We start from the raw sequence: 15,893 nt of genomic DNA, 5'->3' as shown, positions 1-15,893 counted from the left end.
GCACAGGTGTTTGGTGTTAAAACGCACTCCCAAGGGAAACCCAACTCACACCATGAAACGAGACCTGGGCTATCCCGATGCAGCACCCTACATCTCTTATGCTGGAAACACGGGGATAATTCTTTTGGGTAGTCTTTTGACCATTAGGTTTGGACTGCTTCTTTATTTCCGGTTTTTGTTGCCTCTACCTCCCCTGCTTCTGATCTCATGTCCCCCACCCAAACCATTCTCCAAGCCATTCCTGGCAATCCCTATATTGGTCTCCAACGAGCTGATGCCCTATGGCATGACTATCGCCATGGCCAGATTCCCACGCCCGATGTGGTGTCTACCCAAACTGAGCCCTTGGACCTAGAGAACCAGTCTGACACCTATGATGTCATCATTTGTGGTGGCACCCTGGGCATTCTCTTAGGCGCTACTCTGGCCCGTCAGGGATGGCGTGTAGCCCTATTAGAAAGAAATATCCTGAAGGGACGGGATCAGGAGTGGAATATATCTCGTAGTGAGTTAAGGACATTTGTTGAGCTTGGTCTATTAAGTGAGACGGAACTGGAGACTGCGATCGCAACGGAATATAATCCGGCCCGCGTTTACTTCGATGGTGGTGAAGACCTCTGGGTACGCGATGTGCTCAATGTTGGCGTTGACCCGGTTTATCTGCTCGATACCCTGAAACGAGTCTTTCTAGATGCGGGGGGTGAACTTTTGGAAAAGACCCCCTTCTCCAAGGCTCGGGTGGCTCCCGATGGCGTGCAAGTGACTGCAGGTGAGCACACGTTTGTTACCCGTCTGCTGATCGATACCATGGGCCATTTCTCCCCGATTGTGCAGCAGGCCCGTCAGGGAGAGTCCCCTGATGCCGTATGTCTTGTGGTAGGAACCTGTGCCACCGGATATGAACATAATCAAACCGGAGATCTAATTGCCTCATTCACCCCGATTAAAAATCAGTGCCAATATTTTTGGGAGGCTTTTCCCGCCCGTGATGGCCGCACCACCTATCTGTTCACCTATCTCGATGCTCATCCCGACCGCATCACCCTAGAAGACCTGTTTGAAGACTACTTTCAGTTACTACCTGACTATCAAGGAGTTTCCCTAGAGCAGCTTCACTTTAAGCGGGCCTTGTTTGGGTTTTTCCCCGCTTATCGCAATAGCCCCCTACGTTTTTCTTGGGATCGGCTGTTGGCAGTTGGGGATGCTAGCGGCCACCAGTCTCCCCTCAGTTTTGGCGGATTTGGGGCCATGATTCGGCACCTAACGCGTCTGAGTGCAGGCATCAATGATGCTTTACGGCAAGATCAGCTGAATGCAGCCGCTCTTGGCTGGTTACAGCCTTATCAGCCGAATATTGCTGTTACCTGGCTGTTTCAAAAAGCCATGAGTCTTTCCATGGGTCAATCCCTGGATCAACACCACATCAACAGCCTACTAACAACCATTTTTCAAGATATGGCAGCCTTGGGTGAGCCAGTGCTACGGCCATTTCTCCAAGACGTTGTACAGTTCTTGCCCTTAGCAAAAACGTTACTGCGCACCTCTGTTTATCATCCGATGCTTGTCGCCAAAATTTTGCCCCAAGTAGGTGTTCCAGCGGTTTTAGACTGGACTGGACATTATCTCAGTTTGGCTATCTATAGCGCCCTCAATCAGATACTAACCACTCCTGCCAAAGATGCTGGCTACTATTGGCGACGGTGGAGAGAGGCCTTAATCTATGGCAGTGGCAGTGACTACGATGGGCCTTCAGCTCAACGTTAGAGGGAAGAGTTATGGGCTCTTAGTTCCTGGTTTCTGGTGTTGAGTTACCTGCGTATGCATGGATTACTCCTATCCACAGGCATTCACTCAACACTCAAAATTCAACTAACTCCCCCCTGCTCCTCTAAGACCTTTGTCGGTCCTTGTCGCCCCTGATCACCCCTCTCTCAAAGCCTTTTTAACCTCACCAATCTCCATGACCCTGCGCTTCTCCCAGGCCCGACAGCAGTTTCGCCAATTGATTGCTCAGCCCACTCGCAACCTGGCTGCAGCCGCACTCTGTCCGGCGCAAGAAATTTATCCTGAGCTTGATCCCGCCGAGATTCTGCAACAGCTGGATGCCATTGCAACGGCTATCAGACCTAACATTTCTACCTATCCCCTCAAGACCATTCAGGCCATTAATCACTATCTCTACAGAGAACTGGGCTTTAGGGGCAACCAAATGGAGTATTACGATCCTGATAATAGCTATCTCAATCGGGTGCTAGAAAGACGATTAGGCATCCCCATTACCCTGGCGCTGGTGTATCTAGAAGTTGCTCAGCGGTTAGATTTCCCGATGATTGGCGTGGGCATGCCGGGACATTTTTTAGCACGCCCTACGATTGAGGAGATGGAGGTATACATAGACCCGTTTAATCAGGGAGAGGTCCTCTTTACAACCGATTGTCAGGCTATTTTTCATCGGCTATACGGTGACAATGCGGCTTGGAGCAGCCACTATCTTGCTCCAATTACCGATAAGTCCCTTCTAGCAAGGCTTCTCAATAATTTGAAGCTAATTTACCTGAATCGGCGTGACTTAACAAACACTTTGATGATCCTTGATTATTTGCTCCTGCTGCTGCCCAATGAGCCCAGCAACAGCCGAGATCGGGGATTAGTTCATTACCAATTGCAAAACCTGTTGGCTGCCCGCAGTGACTTAGAAACCTATCTGACCCATAGCCCCATGGCTCCAGATCGTGACCAGATATCACAGTTACTAGATAACATTACGGATAATCTCTAGGCACTGGAGTCTGATTGTTTACAGTAGCTAGAAGGTCAGGCATTCAAGGCTCTTACCCATGGTGCTAACGATTTCCTCTCCCCTTTTTCTGTACAATTTGAACCATTACTTACCCTATCGAACGGTAGATTTTTACTATGGATGTGATCCCTGCCATTGATTTACTCGGCGGTCGCTGTGTTCGCTTATTTCAAGGAGACTATGACCAGTCTCAGGTCTTTGGTGATGATCCGGTGGCTGTTGCTCGCCGCTGGGCAGAACAGGGAGCTTCTCGCATTCACCTGGTAGATTTAGACGGTGCTAAAGCGGGTAAACCCGAGAACTGGCAGGCAATTACCGAGATTGTTCAGGCCGTTGATGTACCGGTTCAAGTGGGGGGAGGATTACGCGATCGCAACCGTGTAGCAGAGCTATTTGAACTGGGCGTACAGTACGCCATCTTAGGTACTGTTGCCGTTGAGAATCCTGATGTAGTGGGAGAACTCAGTGCCGAGTTTCCAGGACGTATTTTCGTAGGGATTGATGCCCGTGATGGCAAAGTTGCTACCCGTGGCTGGTTAGAAACCTCCAGTGTTATGGCTGATGATCTTGCCCGCCGCATGGGAGATTTAGGGGCTGCTGCCATTATTTACACCGACATTAAACGGGATGGCACCCTCAAAGGACCCAATTTAGACGCGCTTAGAGATCTCGCTGGAAAAATTGATACCCCTATTATTGCGTCGGGAGGGGTGAGTTCCACAAGCGATTTACTCAGTCTGTTAGGCGTAGCCCCATTAGGTGTCAGCGGTGTGATTGTTGGGAAAGCCCTCTACACGGGTAATGTTGACTTATCAGAGGCCATCAAAGCGATTGGCCCAGGCCGACTTCAGGATGTTCCCCCTAACTTACAATCAACGCGGTGGGGATAAATCAATTGACAATTTCATAAAAGAAGAAAAACTAGTTCATTTGAACTAGTTTTTCTTCTTTTAAAGGGAGACTTGGTTCATCATTAACAGTTTGCATTGTTCTGTCTTCCTAAATTTTTAGAAAAATTTTGCTGATTCTTTCCCAGAAAATAATTAAGGGGGATGACTGCAAAAGCCCCCTCACCGAGGAGGCAAAAAAATCCTTCATAAAGCGCTCTTTAAAGCTGTTTCTCGTTAGTTTTCAAACCTGAAAACCTTTGTCATTAGGAGGTTGTAGCTTAAATGTATATGTTGTATCTTTTGCCGTTTTTGCCCAAGCAAACGTGACTACCCGTTGGATCTGATCTCGAAAATTGAGGTTGTTGGCGAGGCAAAAAAGCTGCCGATGATAGTGCTTTTTTGTGTTTGGGTATCTTTTTGGTGTTAAAAACTTGTTGAATTAGTGCTATATGTTTGTAGAATTAAAAAACCAACGAGACTATCTTTCTCAAATATCACTCAAATTCATTGCAACAAAGTGAGGTTTAACCCGATATGGCTACCAATGTCCTTGATCAGCTCAAGGAAGTTGAATCCCAGTTGGCTTCTCAAGTTGAAGCACTAAGCGATCAACTCTCCGCCGCCGCAAAACAGCGCGAAGGCCTTTTGACTGTTATTAACATGTTTCAGTCAACCGGTGACACTAATGGTGTTGCCGCCAATGTTACTGAAATTCTTAGCAGCGCGGTTGCTACCGTACAAGAGGAAGAAGCGCCTGAACCTGCTCCTGCTAAGAAACCTGGCAAGCGTCGTGGCCGCAAGCCATCTGTTAAAACAGCTGCAAAAGCAAAAGCTGCCCCTAAAGCAAAAGCCCCTAAGGCCAAAGCAGCAGCGGCAGCACCCGCTGCTAAGGCTACTCGCAAGCCCCGTGGAGGCAAATCTCCTAACTGGCAGCGCTATGTGCAAGATCCTTTCCGTAAGACACCTCTACCTGATGTTGTTGCTAACATCCTAAAGGCCCAGCCAGATGAGGCATTTAAAATTGCTGAGGTTATGGATGCTATTTTCAAGAGTGATATGCCTAAGGCTACGTTCTTGAAAGCACGTAACCGTGTTTCTAATATCTTGTCTGCTGGTGCACGTACCAGTGAGTGGTACCGTGGCCGCGGTGGTAAGTACAGCATGAGCAAGAAAGCATTGTCGTAACACATCACCAACATCGGGTTAGTGAAACGAGTAAAGGTCATCTAACTTGAATATTGCTGTAAACTCCCTTGGTCGTAGGTTCAGTTAACTCTATGGCCAGGGGAGTTGCATTTATATAAACTAAAGTCGAATGTACTAACTTTTGAGAATTAATGATTTTTGGGTATGGGGTATGCACTTTTTGGGAAACACTTAACTGATGGGTCCGTCACACGTGACTCCTCCTAACCAAAAGGGGGTAGATACTTTTTCCCAGACACTTAATGAAACGGTGATTTAATTGTAAATTTTTAGATTTTTGCTGATTTAGGTTGCCTGGGGGTCACTTCTTTAGGTGGTACTGATTAGCTTTCGCAGTTATCTTGTAGTGAATACACTGAGGGCATTGCATGGTAGCAGATATATGGATGGCGCTATAACTGTATGGATATTGCTACGTCCCAGGTCTCACCCTCTAGTATTACAACCGTCTATGTAATCTTCAATTACTATCCTACGTATTAATACGAATTTACTGTTGTCATCCGTGAGTTGGCTAAGTCATAGTTTAAACAATTCAATGTCAGGTAAATTCCTCAACTTAGCTGTGGTTTTAACTGAATTCAGTAAGATATGTTCCTATAGGTGCCCAGGCGACTGTAGCGTTACTCAAATCTATGATTGATTTTTCGGTTGCTATTCGTCTTTATAACGGTGCTTTAACATTACCTAAAATTCTAGATGCCCTCAGTCTCCAGGCTATTTCGAGCAGCATCAATTGGGAAATAATTATCGTTGATAATAACAGTGTTGATGGGACAGTTGATATTGTCCATAGGTATCAGCAAACATGGACGGCATGTTCGCTGAGATATGTATTAGAAGCGCGACAAGGGGCCTCTTTTGCCCGTCGTCGTGCCATCGTGGAAGCACAGGGGACGTGGATTGGCTTTTTGGATGATGACAATATTCCTGATTCCCATTGGGTACAGTCGGCGTATGAATTTGGCTGTACCCATCCCAAGGCAGCAGCTTTTGGGAGCCAGATTCATCCAAACTATGAGACCCCACCACCTGCCAACTTTGAGCGCATTGCCCCCTTTATTCCTGTGGTAGAGCGCCAGGAGGAGGTTTGTTTCACCACGGGATGGCGCGCTATGAGTAACTTAGTTCCTCCCGGAGCTGGCTTAGTGATTTTACGCCAGGCATGGTTAGATAATGTTCCCTACCCTTTGACACTGAGAGGTCCCGTCGGAAACTCTCTAAACTTGAAAGGAGAGGATGTGGAAGCATTGCTATATCTTAAAAAAGCAAACTGGGAAATCTGGTTCAATCCGCTGATGCACATCGAGCATCAAATTCCCAGCTGGCGCTTTGAGAAAAGTTATTTATTGCGTTTTTTCCATGGCATTGGTCTGAGTAAGTATGCCACTCGTATGGTGGGTATATCCCCCTGGCGGCGACCGCTATGGGTACTCTTATTTATGGGCAATGACTGCCGAAAGCTATTGCTGCATCTGGTTAAACATCATCGTCACTTAAATAGAGATGTGGTGTCTGCAGCCGAACTACAGTTACTTATCAGCAGCTTGTTAAGTCCTTTTTATGCCTGGAAACAACGTCTGTATAACCGTGGCGAGTCTAGTTCTTCTGACTTTATACCAGCGCATGATCTGGGCAAGAAAAGTAAGCTGGGCAAGAAAGCGTCAGCATTGCCTAAATCCTAATGACTAGAAGCTTCTTATGTCCACGGTTTTAATTTATCGTGACCAGCTTTTACCGTACTCAGAGACCTTTATCCCCGCCCAAGGAGGTAACCTTTCGTGTTACAGGGCTATCTACGTAGGTACGAGCCGATTAAATCATAATTTTAATCATCGAGACATGGTTGTCTTGGGAGATCATGGCTTTCCCAGTCGACTGTGGAAAGGCTTGTACAAGTTTGGCGGCATTACGTCTCCTCGGTGGACAAAAGTCTTAAAACACTATGCTCCTAACCTGGTGCATGCCCATTTTGGCAGTGATGGTGGTTTAGTCTTGCCGCTGTGCCAGCAATTAAACGTTCCCCTGGTGGTTACTTTTCATGGCTATGATGCTACTTGGGAAACCCCTTCATGGACAACAGTACGTAGTCAAGGGGATTTCTTTAGAGCCTTGTTATTACATAAACGAGACCGAGCATTGGCGGCTGCTAACCGTATCGTTACGGTGTCTGAGTTTATCCGTGAGCAATTGCTGTTAAGGGGGGGAGATGCCCATAGGATTGTGGTGCATTACATTGGTATTGACCGACAATATTTTCAACCCTCTCCGGATCTAGATCGAGAGCCCATGGTGCTATTTGTCGGACGACTGGTCGAGAAAAAAGGGGGAGAGTATCTGATACGAGCCATGGCAGCGGTGCAACGTCAGTTGCCGCCGGTAAAGTTGGTGATCATTGGAGATGGAGGATTGAGATCGCACCTCCAAACCCTTGCTGATCAGCTTTCTGTACGGGGTCAATTTTTAGGCAAACAGTCTCCGGAGCAGGTTCGTCACTGGATGAATCGCGCCCAGGTATTTTGTGGCCCCAGTATCATCGCCCGCTCAGGTGATGCGGAAGGTTTTGGCATGGTTTTTGCCGAGGCCCAGGCCATGGGGCTACCGGTTGTGAGCTTTGCCACGGGCGGCATTCCTGAAGCCGTTATCCATGGCGAAACTGGGTTGCTGGCTCCAGAAAAAGATACTGAGCAGCTAGCCAAACATCTGCTCCGCCTATTGGAAGACACAGAATTGAGACAGCAATTCGCCCAAGCAGGGCAAGCCCACGTAGCAGCAAATTTTGATCTGCAAAGAAATACCCGCCAGTTAGAACGCATTTATGACGAAGTGGTTGCTCAATATCAGGGTTAGCCATTGCCCATCCATGACCACTGGAGAATAGGTAATGCCCGTCTACGAGCCCCGCTTAAATCCTTTTAAAGTTCGCCGCAAATTGGGCACATTAGCAATCAGGTAGTCCACCCGTTTACGCCAATCTTGAAACATTTGCTTGCGGGCCTCGGGAAATGCGTCAAACAAACGATTGACTGTGGTCAAATCTTCAGCCGTCGTGGCACGATAAGCGGCAATGGCAGCATAGGTATTCAAAATACTTTCTAGTAGGGGACGGTAGCTTTCAGGACAGCTGCGACGCAGAGGTTCGGGCTCAAGTAACATGGGCCAGGGCGGTCGCACCTGATTCCAGACAGCCAGGTCAGAGGCTTCGGTGTGATACCACATAAGGGGCTGTAGATCCCGATAGATGGGATAGTTGAGAATCACCTGGAGCCACAGATAAATGTCTTCGCCATAGGTGCAATGATGCTTGTCATAAAACCCACCAAAACGATTGACGATGGTGCGATCGCACACAATAGCTCCTGAGTGGAGCACATCAATGTTGGGTTTAAATTGCTCTGGCGGTAACCCATGGGGAAGTTGCCATCGTCCCGATGTTAACCCCAGAGCAGATAGCGTCTTACACCAATCAGACCGATTTTTACCCCGATATTGACCCGTGACACAAAGGGCACAGTCGGGGTGCTGTCTCAAGTGATTAAGCGTTATTTCTAAGAAATTAGGTAGCCACTCATCATCAGCATCTAAAAAGGCCACATAGTTTGCGTTTGCTGCCAGCAATCCTCGATTACGCGCACTACCAGGACCTTGATTATCTTGGTAAATCAGCTGAATCCGCTCATCTTCCATCGCGTTTACCAAGTCTGGACCATCATCTGTTGAGCCATCATCTACAACAATGATTTCCTGGGAAGGATGAGTTTGCGCCAGAATTGAGTTTAGTGTTTGTTCAATATACGCGGCCTTATTATATAGAGGCACCACCACACTGACGGTAAGGGGTTCCTGGAGTACCTGAAGTTGAGGCATCTGTTTACATCAAAGCAAAAGCATAGATAATTGTTTGGCATTGCTGATCCTCGAGATGGCTTTAGTTGTGAGATACCTTCAAATAGCAAGGCCTCTAGACCAGTTCATCCCCTAAATTAGCAATCGCAATTTTTTATCTGGAAAGCTGTGTCAAAGAGTTCTGAATCTTTTGACCGACAGCAGTCCAAGTGTAACGTTTTAGAAAATAGCTATGGGCTGCTTCTGTCAATGCTTGAACCTTGCGAGGATCCTGCCATAGTCGCCGAACTGCTTCCACAATAGTAGCGGGGGACTCTCTTAAGAGTAAATGTTTCTCATCTTCTACCTCCAGGCCTTCAGCTCCCTTTGTTGTACTAATAACAGGGCATTTAGCAGCAAACGCCTCTAAAAGCTTGAGCCGGGTACCACTCCCTTTTTGTAAGGGAACGACCATAACCGCTGCTCTCGCTAAGTAGGGGCGAACATCATCCACTTGACCTGTGACAATAATATTTGCATCGGCTTGGGCCGCTTTCAGCATAGCTTCGGTCGGATCACATCCCACCAATAGAAGCTGACAATTGCCAACGGTTTTTTTCAGCAAGGGATAGATCTGGTTGAGCAAAATAGATGCGGCCTCAGCATTCGGTTGATACGAGAAACGCCCAAGATAGAGCAACGTTTTAGCCTTGTCGGACAATATAGTGTTTGACTGTACAGCTTTATAGTAGTCAGGATTAACACCATTAGGGATAACATAGGCCTTCTTCTCTTCCATCGGATATAGCTGATGTAAGTGACGTACATCCTCGTGACTACACATCCAAACTTGATCAACTGCTCGAATAAATCTTGCTTCGATGTGTTTTACTTGAGCCAATATCGTAGGAGTTATAGCGTCGCTCCCCTGGTAGCGGCGATCGTCACCCTCAACATTATGATTATCGAGAATTAAAGGACATCCAACTTGTTGCAAAATAGGCAGGTAGCGGTATAACCAAATCTCCTCAACGATAATGAGAGTTGGTTTAAAACTAGTAATTCTCTGACGCAGTTGATTAGCAGCATCCTGGGTGTATAACCAATCACTACGCCCATGACCGGTGGGTCGAAACCGCCAGAGGCGACGCTGCAACTTTTCCCAAATAGAACGTGATGGTGCCGATAGATCGTAATGCTGCCAAACAGCAGTCAATGGTAATGAGCCTGCATCAGCACTGCCCTTATAAAGGGAAAAAATAGCGATTGGCCCTCGTTGAGCTAAAAGGTTAATATTTTGCCAATTACGCAAAGAAACCCCACCACTTAACGGATAGGGTTTTACCTGTACAAGAAAGAGAGTGCGATGTTCCGTACCTACAGGCAAGGCGCTTGATTGGCGCATAGTGGTCATAAGCTCGAACGCCTCTGGTCAGCAATGGAATTACAACAGATGTAATTATGCTAGCGAATGAGCCCTGTCACTAAACGGTAGAAAGGACTGAACAAGGCTCAAGATAGTGATGGTAGGGAGTTGCTCTAAGATAGCTAATTAATTCATCATAGTTTTCTACAGATGCCTGTAGAGTCTGTGGCGACACCTTTTGATATTGACTCACCGCAGCTCTAGATTGAATCCCCAGATGCTGACAGATGGTATCAATGGTGAATTGATGCTGACTCTCATTAGCTAGATTTTTTTCGTAGGTCAATTCCAAATAAGGAATATCTCGCAATAAGGACAACTCGTACTGCCATAGCTGTTGACTTTTTTCTATCCAATCAACGACTGTCACTGGGTTGACGTGGATTTTATTTTTTTGGAAACCTTGAACTAACCGACTTTTATGAAAGCCAAAGTTCCGAGCGCGGATGTTAGAAATAGCATGGTCTAGCAAGTTTTCTCGTCTCAAGTAAAGAATATGAAATCCTGCTTGACTTAATTCATACAGAAAGTGTGATCCCTGTTGAATGCTATGTATATTTCGCAGTTGATAGCTTAGCACCTTACAACCGTAGACAGATGCCTGTGCACTTGCAGCTTTGGCTTTAAGGTATAGTTGGGGCCAAAGTACGGGTTGAGCTAAGATTTCACCGTCACAGCAAACATCAGGCAAACAATTGAGGAGGCTGACCAGGGCAGTGCTACCCGATCGACCTCTGCCAAAAATAATGAATTGTTTAGATGCCTGAGATGATGACGAACGAAGCAGATCAAGATAGATGCGTAACTGACTTTTAAGAGGGAACATTCGAGTTAAACCACGATTGCAGGGTGAAATCTGTGGTTTGGGGGTAAAATTACTGGTTCTAATAGTAGGACATTCAACAGTACAAGTCTAGAAAACTGGATACAGATAACGAATATGAACCTGATTTTTTTGTTAACTGAAGCAAAGCATAAAGAACTGACAAAATAAGTTGACTCTTAAGCTTTTAGCTTGTAGAAGAGCTTTAAGCCTGTATGAGTGCGATTATTGAAGCTAAGCTTTGCAAAACGCTGATATTTTGGTTGAACCGTAATTTTTGACAGAAATTATTCAGGGGCAGCACCGATATATTTCCCCGTCTGTATGGGCTGCTGCGCTACTTTTGTGCGCCAATACACCAGTTTTCGATCAAGTTTTACCCTCAGCTTTTCTAAAGTGAGAATAAAACGAGCATAGGCTTCGAATGTTGATGCACTGGCAAGGTAGCCATAATTGGCAGCATTAGGAAACGTTAATACGTCGATAATCTCAATTTGATGGTTAGCAAGCTCACGTTGCCATTTATGAATAGCGTTAGTAGATATGGGTTCTAGCACAGATTGTAAATGCTGAACAGCCCATCCCTGGCGATTGATCAGAGGATGATTGACTTCGGAACGGGCGGTTAACATCTCAAGTGCATATGTTTCACCTAGAAACTGACATAGCGTTGTGAGAGATTGTTCAGGCTGTTGTATAAGTTTTTCATATCGTAAGAGCATGACGCGGGAATCTCGTTGCCAATTCCGTTCAAAATTGCGCAGGCTCTCATGCCACTGCTCAGCATGAATGTGGATATAATTACTGGCCCAGGGCACCTTACTCAAAGAGGCTGCAACAGCTCTTGGATCTCTCAACATCCAAATAGCTTGAGCATTGGGGAACCAAGTGAACAGTTGATGTAGGTGTTGATAGTGCAGCGGAGTTTTTTCACCCCAACGAGGTTTGTTAATGGCGTTGGCATACTCCTCTAGCCAGCCTGCAAAAATATGCTGATGTGAAGGAGAACCTTTGGCTAAAATTCTCTCCCGTGTTTTGTTTGCATCAATCCCAAAATAGGAAAATCGCTGACTATGACTTAAGGTTTGCCAAAAAATGTCGAAATCTTGGTCAGAAGATAGCTTGAGGTTTTTATATTGCCGCATCCAGTAGCAAAGATAATGAGTTTCTGGGGCGATCGCAATCCTGGGATGGGTCGACAGCATACTAGTCAGGAGCGTTGTTCCAGAACGGGGCATGCCCACAATAAATATGGGCGATTCGCTGCTAGAAGAATGACTCATCACCATCGTCAGCTACCTAAAAGTTGGCATAACTTGTCTGCAACAGGTTCCATCGTTTGACGATAATCCTCAACTGCCTTGACGAGCTTAAGGCGATTTTCCGGTTGGTGAGTCAGCAGCTTTTCGAGACGGGGTTTGACCCTTTCCAGGGTAAACTGCTGCACGGCAATACTATTGAGCTGTTGGTCAATTTCTGTCATAAACCCAGAAACTTTTTTATCGTAAACGGCGGCCAATATGGGAATCCCCAAGCCTGCGGCTAATATAAGTGAATGAAGCCGAGTGCCAATGACTAAGTCAAATGACTGTAATGTATTGATCGCTTGTTCCACCGAATCAAACGCTTCGTAAACGTTAACCTGCTGTCGTTGTTGACATTGAGTTAATACGGTTGCGATCGCATCTTCATCATTGTCTTGAGGACGGCGCTGGGCTCTATCGCTGGGCGTATGGGTTTGAAAAGGTAGTAGCGAAACCGTTGCCCCTTGAGTGCCAATCAAATAATCGATGATCTTGGCCATTTCTCGATAAAAGCTTTGCTCAACATCAGCATCAAGCTCTGATGAGCGCCCCACCAAAGACCGAATGGAAATACCTATGTTGAGAGCTGAACCATTAGAAGCCGATTGAGATAATGCTGTTTGAGACCTAGACAGTGATTGTGTTGATGTTATCTGAAGGGCTAAATCACTGATCACATGAATAGGACGAATGACCCCCATCTGTTGCAGTTGCTTCTGAGACTGTTGATCGCGCACAGCAATCAGGGTCACCTGATTTAAGGTTTTCACAATGGCCTCTTGCGTCTGAGTTTTCCAAACCTCTCCTACACTAATACCCAGAACAATAGTTTGACAGCCCAAAGCCATCGCGCGTTGTAGCGGCCCTAACCAAACGGTAGCCACCTCCCGATCAGGGGAATCTCGCAATAAATCACCTCCCCCTAGTATGAAAAAATCATGTTGCCATAACGCCAGGGTGTGTTCAGCCCACTTGATCCACTGTTCACGACGACGACGGGGAAACTGATTCCGTAACGTAGCAACACCATGCTGTTTAGCAGTATCATCCGGATCATTAGAATAAACCGTGACCCGATGCAGATAGTCCGGCCCCAGACAACGTTTAAGTAAACACAACATGCCTACCAACATGGCCTCATCCCCTAAATTGTGATGACCATAAAAACCACAAATTAACAGGCGATGGCGTTTCCAGAAAACCATAAGGATTAAAACAACGGGTTAGGTGGTCAGGGCATTAAGAACAACCAGCTCTATATTCGAAATATTGGCAGCAACCCTTGAATAGGAACTCCAATAAGAACCATATATTTTTCGTGTTCGTGATAAGGCATATAAATCGATGACAGCGTCTTGCATGCCTTGTTCGCTGTTGCGATCGGTGGGGGCTAATTGGGTGATAATGCGATCTCCGAACTGGTCTAAAAGTCTATGCTTTATCTGTAGTGAATCCGATGCCAGATAAAAGTTACTATCTGCATTTTTGTTGATTTCTTGAGTGATGGCATTTATAAACAGGTCCAGCGGACTATGTCGAATAGCCTTGTCATGATCGCCTCGACGGATATGCAATCCAACAGTGTGTCTCCCAAACGCAGCCATACGTCTTTGAATGGCACTTTCTAGGGTTGGAATTGGTTTAAACACATCGTAGGTATTTGCCGAATCAAAACTGCGATCAGTCATAATCATCAAACTTTGATAATTAGCCAACGTTGCCAGCTGATCAGTTTTAATCAGCTTAATAGCTTCATCGTTATCAATGATTTTTTGAAAGTTGACTGTTTGAAATACCTGGGCAGAGAAAGATAGGAGTGTTCTTTTTAACGGACTAGAGATTTGAATAGATTGAGGATTTATATAAATTGATGTCAGCTGTGGCGAGATGAGATGAAGCTGGGGAATCGGCTGAAATAGCTTATTAAAGGGACATCGTAACTGAGACGTATTCTCAAGCCAGATCACAGTCAGCTGCTTGTGCAGTCTGCGGCTCAACCTTAATGCAGAGTCAATGGCTCTCATCCGATTACACAAACCGCCATGGGGAACCAACGTCAATTTTGAGTCAAATCTAAAAGCCATTGGCGCAAAATTATGTCCCGTGATAAACAACGGTATCCCACAACTATGCAACTTTTACTACCATCTAACTTGAGATTCCTCCTGATAAATACTCAATATCAAAGAGCTCTAGTTAGGTTTTACCCACACTAGAGCTCTTATCAGATATACAGAAGCTAATCTCCCTATCCTAGGGAAGTTGAATTTCGAAACTGAAGGCTCCTACTTCACCCGTATCAACATTGAGACCAGAGTTAGGACCCCCAACAACTACGCCACCACCGGCACCGACACCGAGACCACCAGCGGGGACACCAGATGGAAAGGTTCCAGGTGCAGAGAGACAGGAAGGCTCTAGGGGAGATAGGGGAGCCCGTGCTGATAAGGGCCCAATATTAGAGAAGTTTAGGGTTGTTCCACCGATGGCAAGCGGTGTTGGCTGCGCCAGCCCCAAACTCGGTGGTTGCAGAACGCTCGGTGGTTGCAACTCATCACACAACTCTACATTTTCAGCGGTACCCAGTCCGGCATTGAAGAAGTAAACAGTGTACTCAACAACATCACCAGACTGTAACGATTGAGAGATATTCGCTAATCCCAAAGGTAAGCTGCTGCCCGATAATGCAGCCAGGGTGTTGTCATTAGAGTCACCAGCTTGATCATTGAATCCGCCAATACCAGGAATAGCCACTTCGTTACCATTGCGAGTAACGCGAGTGATGCGCTTCACAAGGCGTATATCAGGAGCAAACCGCACCCGTGTTGGGGTGTTTTCATTGCCATCATCGGCAGGATTATCTGGATCCGCTGGTGAACCATTATCTTCATTTGGTTCACCGTCACCATCCGGATCAACATCCGTACCACTGTCGGATAGATCGCTGGTTGTATTACCATTGGCGTCTGTTGCCGTAGCACTCACCTGATTATCATAGGGACCCGGCAAAGCAGGTGTAAGGTTTGGATTGCTAACATCCACATCCACCACTAGCTGGAAGGTACTAGTGGCACCAATTGCGAGGGTTCCAGTAGGCGTACCTGCAGCATCCGCTAGCAGAGTCGTGTTGCCGCCAGCGATGCCATCGAAATTAGGATCGGCAACCACCGTAGTCGCTCCGTTGACAAAGGTTACACTGACTACCTGGAACGTACCAGCACCGTAAACAGGGTTGAAGTCCTCATCTAATTGAACCTGCTCAAGGGGAACAGTACCGATATTGGCAACCACAATGTTGTAGGTTACCCGGGCTGTATTAGTGCCAAATGTACCTGATGGTTCAGGAACGGTCGATACGACCTGTTTGGCCACACCAATAACGGGTCTAGGTGGCAAGACGACGGGGGTGGGGTCATTTTCATTCGGGCCTCCACCTGGGTTCCCATCATTTGGATTAGCATCAGTGTCAACGCCATCATCCGATACATCATTAACATTAGTCCCGTTGGGGGATGTACCCACCGCCTCGATTTGATTGACAAAGGTATCTGGCGTGGTGATCAGGTCACTTTCCACTTCCACGGTGAATTGAAAGGTGGAGTTTTCACCGACCTGAAGT

General features: G+C 46.4%; 13 protein-coding genes. 6 read left to right on the top strand and 7 right to left on the bottom strand.

Translation table 11 applies throughout. The annotated features are described in order from the left end of the window. Positions 1–207: 207 nt before the first annotated feature. The 6 genes from DXZ20_RS17240 to DXZ20_RS17215 all read left to right on the top strand — a co-directional run bounded on the left by DXZ20_RS17240 (position 208) and on the right by DXZ20_RS17215 (position 7,746). Positions 208–1,764, top strand: a complete 1,557-nt coding sequence (locus DXZ20_RS17240) for an FAD-dependent oxidoreductase (RefSeq protein WP_163699487.1) — start codon at positions 208–210, stop codon at positions 1,762–1,764. A gap of 196 nt (positions 1,765–1,960) precedes the next feature. Continuing rightward, the gene (locus tag DXZ20_RS17235; protein ID WP_348918705.1) at positions 1,961–2,779 is read left to right on the top strand and encodes a SirB1 family protein; all 819 of its coding nucleotides are present in this window, start codon (positions 1,961–1,963) and stop codon (positions 2,777–2,779) included. A 137-nt stretch (positions 2,780–2,916) separates the two neighbouring features. Further along, positions 2,917–3,690, top strand: a complete 774-nt coding sequence (hisA, locus tag DXZ20_RS17230) for a 1-(5-phosphoribosyl)-5-[(5-phosphoribosylamino)methylideneamino]imidazole-4-carboxamide isomerase (RefSeq protein ID WP_163664317.1) — start codon at positions 2,917–2,919, stop codon at positions 3,688–3,690. A 534-nt stretch (positions 3,691–4,224) separates the two neighbouring features. Next, positions 4,225–4,875: a hypothetical protein gene (locus DXZ20_RS17225; protein ID WP_163699485.1), complete on the top strand. Its 651-nt coding sequence runs from the start codon at positions 4,225–4,227 to the stop codon at positions 4,873–4,875. A gap of 656 nt (positions 4,876–5,531) precedes the next feature. Next, positions 5,532–6,581: a hormogonium polysaccharide biosynthesis glycosyltransferase HpsE gene (gene hpsE, locus DXZ20_RS17220; RefSeq protein WP_163699483.1), complete on the top strand. Its 1,050-nt coding sequence runs from the start codon at positions 5,532–5,534 to the stop codon at positions 6,579–6,581. Positions 6,582–6,738: 157 nt separating this feature from the next. Beyond that, a complete protein-coding gene (locus DXZ20_RS17215) occupies positions 6,739–7,746 on the top strand; it encodes a glycosyltransferase (protein ID WP_250564926.1) in 1,008 nt (335 codons plus the stop codon). Positions 7,747–7,788: 42 nt separating this feature from the next. Here DXZ20_RS17215 and DXZ20_RS17210 read toward each other — a convergent pair whose 3' ends face one another. From DXZ20_RS17210 to DXZ20_RS17180, 7 genes are all read right to left on the bottom strand, one after another. Beyond that, positions 7,789–8,763, bottom strand: a complete 975-nt coding sequence (locus DXZ20_RS17210) for a glycosyltransferase family 2 protein (RefSeq protein ID WP_163699481.1) — start codon at positions 8,761–8,763, stop codon at positions 7,789–7,791. A gap of 133 nt (positions 8,764–8,896) precedes the next feature. Continuing rightward, a complete protein-coding gene (locus DXZ20_RS17205) occupies positions 8,897–10,126 on the bottom strand; it encodes a glycosyltransferase family 4 protein (RefSeq protein WP_163699479.1) in 1,230 nt (409 codons plus the stop codon). 79 nt (positions 10,127–10,205) lie between these two features. Continuing rightward, a complete protein-coding gene (locus DXZ20_RS17200; RefSeq protein ID WP_163699478.1) occupies positions 10,206–10,973 on the bottom strand; it encodes a hypothetical protein in 768 nt (255 codons plus the stop codon). A 284-nt stretch (positions 10,974–11,257) separates the two neighbouring features. Beyond that, positions 11,258–12,253 (bottom strand): sulfotransferase family protein, encoded by a 996-nt coding sequence (locus DXZ20_RS17195; protein ID WP_163699476.1) that lies wholly within the window; start codon positions 12,251–12,253, stop codon positions 11,258–11,260. Between the two features lie 8 nt (positions 12,254–12,261). Beyond that, the gene (locus DXZ20_RS17190; protein ID WP_163699474.1) at positions 12,262–13,479 is read right to left on the bottom strand and encodes a polysaccharide pyruvyl transferase family protein; all 1,218 of its coding nucleotides are present in this window, start codon (positions 13,477–13,479) and stop codon (positions 12,262–12,264) included. An 18-nt stretch (positions 13,480–13,497) separates the two neighbouring features. Continuing rightward, positions 13,498–14,358 carry an O-fucosyltransferase family protein gene (locus DXZ20_RS17185; protein WP_163664335.1) on the bottom strand — a complete coding sequence of 287 codons (861 nt, stop codon included), beginning with the start codon at positions 14,356–14,358 and terminating at the stop codon, positions 13,498–13,500. A gap of 169 nt (positions 14,359–14,527) precedes the next feature. Continuing rightward, positions 14,528–15,893, bottom strand: a 1,366-nt coding sequence (locus DXZ20_RS17180; protein WP_250565799.1) for a hypothetical protein, incomplete at its 5' end; no start/stop codon positions are given.

The organism is Adonisia turfae CCMR0081 (assembly GCF_011009555.1).
GTDB lineage: Bacteria > Cyanobacteriota > Cyanobacteriia > Phormidesmidales > Phormidesmidaceae > Leptothoe > Leptothoe turfae.
This window is presented reverse-complemented; position numbering and strand designations above follow the sequence as displayed.

What these genes read in the sequence shown, in the direction of transcription:
- DXZ20_RS17225 (WP_163699485.1), top strand. Translation starts at nt 4,225, where the DNA reads ATGGCTACCAATGTCCTTGATCAGCTCAAGGAAGTTGAATCCCAGTTG.
- hisA (WP_163664317.1), top strand. Translation starts at nt 2,917, where the DNA reads ATGGATGTGATCCCTGCCATTGATTTACTCGGCGGTCGCTGTGTTCGC.
- DXZ20_RS17215 (WP_250564926.1), top strand. Translation starts at nt 6,739, where the DNA reads ATGGTTGTCTTGGGAGATCATGGCTTTCCCAGTCGACTGTGGAAAGGC.
- DXZ20_RS17200 (WP_163699478.1), bottom strand. Translation starts at nt 10,973, where the DNA reads ATGTTCCCTCTTAAAAGTCAGTTACGCATCTATCTTGATCTGCTTCGT.
- DXZ20_RS17185 (WP_163664335.1), bottom strand. Translation starts at nt 14,358, where the DNA reads ATGGCTTTTAGATTTGACTCAAAATTGACGTTGGTTCCCCATGGCGGT.
- DXZ20_RS17195 (WP_163699476.1), bottom strand. Translation starts at nt 12,253, where the DNA reads ATGAGTCATTCTTCTAGCAGCGAATCGCCCATATTTATTGTGGGCATG.
- DXZ20_RS17235 (WP_348918705.1), top strand. Translation starts at nt 1,961, where the DNA reads ATGACCCTGCGCTTCTCCCAGGCCCGACAGCAGTTTCGCCAATTGATT.
- DXZ20_RS17240 (WP_163699487.1), top strand. Translation starts at nt 208, where the DNA reads ATGTCCCCCACCCAAACCATTCTCCAAGCCATTCCTGGCAATCCCTAT.
- DXZ20_RS17210 (WP_163699481.1), bottom strand. Translation starts at nt 8,763, where the DNA reads ATGCCTCAACTTCAGGTACTCCAGGAACCCCTTACCGTCAGTGTGGTG.
- DXZ20_RS17190 (WP_163699474.1), bottom strand. Translation starts at nt 13,479, where the DNA reads ATGGTTTTCTGGAAACGCCATCGCCTGTTAATTTGTGGTTTTTATGGT.
- DXZ20_RS17205 (WP_163699479.1), bottom strand. Translation starts at nt 10,126, where the DNA reads ATGCGCCAATCAAGCGCCTTGCCTGTAGGTACGGAACATCGCACTCTC.
- hpsE (WP_163699483.1), top strand. Translation starts at nt 5,532, where the DNA reads ATGATTGATTTTTCGGTTGCTATTCGTCTTTATAACGGTGCTTTAACA.